A 1722-nucleotide genomic window follows, 5' to 3' on the forward strand; every position below is an offset into this window, starting at 1 on the left:
CGGGCGGCCCTCGGCGTCCTGCTCGAACCACAGCACCGTCGAACCCAGCACGTTCATGCGGGCGAGCGTCGTCGCCACCGATGCCTCGACGGTACCCAGATCCTCCCCGACGACGACGGCGCCGGCGCGGGCGGCCTCCAACGCGAGCAGGCCGAGCATCGCCTCGGCGTCGTAACGCACGTACGTCCCGTGAGCGGCGCCCGCCCCAGCCGGAATCCACCACAGCCGGAACAGGCCGAGGATGTGGTCGACCCGCAGCCCGCCGCCGCGGCGCAGCACCGAGGCGACCATCTGACGCAACGGCGCGTACCCGGCCTCGGCCAGGGCGTCCGGCCGCCACGGCGGCAGCCCCCAGTCTTGGCCCTGCTGGTTGAAGGTGTCCGGTGGGGCCCCCACGCTCGCGCCGACGGCGAGAACGTCCTGCAGCGCCCAGGCGTCCGCACCGCCCGGATCGACGCCGACGGCCAGGTCGTGCACGATCCCGGCGGCCATCCCGGCAGCCCGGGCGGCGGCCTGCGCCACGGCGAGCTGCTGGTCGCAGCGCTGCTGGAGCCACACGTGGAAGGCGACACGGTCGGCCAGCTGCGCCCTCGCCTCGGCGACGGCGGGCGCGCCCGGATGAGCGAGACCCGCCGGCCAGGTCCGCCAGTCCGGGCCGTACCGCTCGGCGAGCGCGCTCCAGGTCGCGAAATCGATCAGGTCGGACCCGGCGGGCTCGGACCCGGCGGGCTCGGCGGACCCGGCGGATGCCACCTGCTCGCAGCCACGCCGGAAGACCTCGAAGAGCAGTTCCAGCGCGGCCAGCTTCGCCCGCCACACCACGTCCCGATCGAGCAGACCGTCCCGCCGCCCGTCGCGACGGGCGCCGCGGGCGAGCTCGTCAACGGCCGCCCGGGTGGCGGGATCGGCCCGGGCGTACTCGGGCGTCCGCTCCGGTCGCAGGTAGAGCGGGGAGACGAAACGGCGGCTCGCGGGCGAGTAGGGGGACGCCGCGACGGGCAGGGTCGGCGCACCCGCATGCAGCGGATTCACCAGCAGCACGTCGGCACCCGCCCGGCCCGACCAGTCGGCGAGCGTCGCGAGATCGCCATAGTCCCCCATCCCCCAGGACGACGTCGAGGTGAGCGCGTAGAGCTGGATCATCCAGCCCCAGGCGCGGGCCGGCGGGGCGAGGGCGGCGGGGCCGGGCACCGCGGCCGGCACGGCAACGACCTGGCAGCGATGCCGCTCGGTTCCGGCGTCGATGTGCAGCACGTGGTCCCCCAAGGGCAGGCCCGCCGGGAGCCCTATCGGCCGGGCGACCCAGGGCACACCGTCGAGCACCCGCTCGGCCAGGGGGGCACCGGGGGGATCGAGGACGATTCGGCCGCCGGTGCCGAGCTCCAGCTCAGCGTGTGGAATGATCTCCACCGGCGTGTGAACGACCACCGGGCGCGGTGCTGCTGCGACGACGACGGCGCAGGCCGGCACCCGGCGTCGCCAAGGCCGCTCCAGCGCCGCCGCGAGCGCTGCGGCGGGATCCGTCGGATCGACCCCCGCCAGCCGCAGGACGGCCCGGACGGTGTCCGGCGCGACCTGTACCGGGACACCGTCGGCCCCGAGGTAGGACGTCGCCACGCCGGACACCGCGGCGAGTTCGGCGAGGACCGGGTCGATGGCGGGGTCCACTACCGGCGTCCCAGCGGGCTGCGGTCCCGCCGGGGCGGTGGGACCGGCGGGGGA

The 1722-nt window shown here is 76.0% G+C and carries 1 protein-coding gene; it reads right to left on the minus strand.

Going from position 1 to position 1722, the window contains the following annotated elements; genetic code table 11:
• A partial coding sequence (gene malQ, locus AC08ON_RS12695) for a 4-alpha-glucanotransferase (RefSeq protein ID WP_476617039.1) occupies positions 1-1668 on the minus strand: 1668 nt, incomplete at its 3' end.
• Positions 1669-1722 lie beyond the last annotated feature (54 nt).

Source organism: Frankia sp. CoWAU3 (assembly GCF_977971855.1).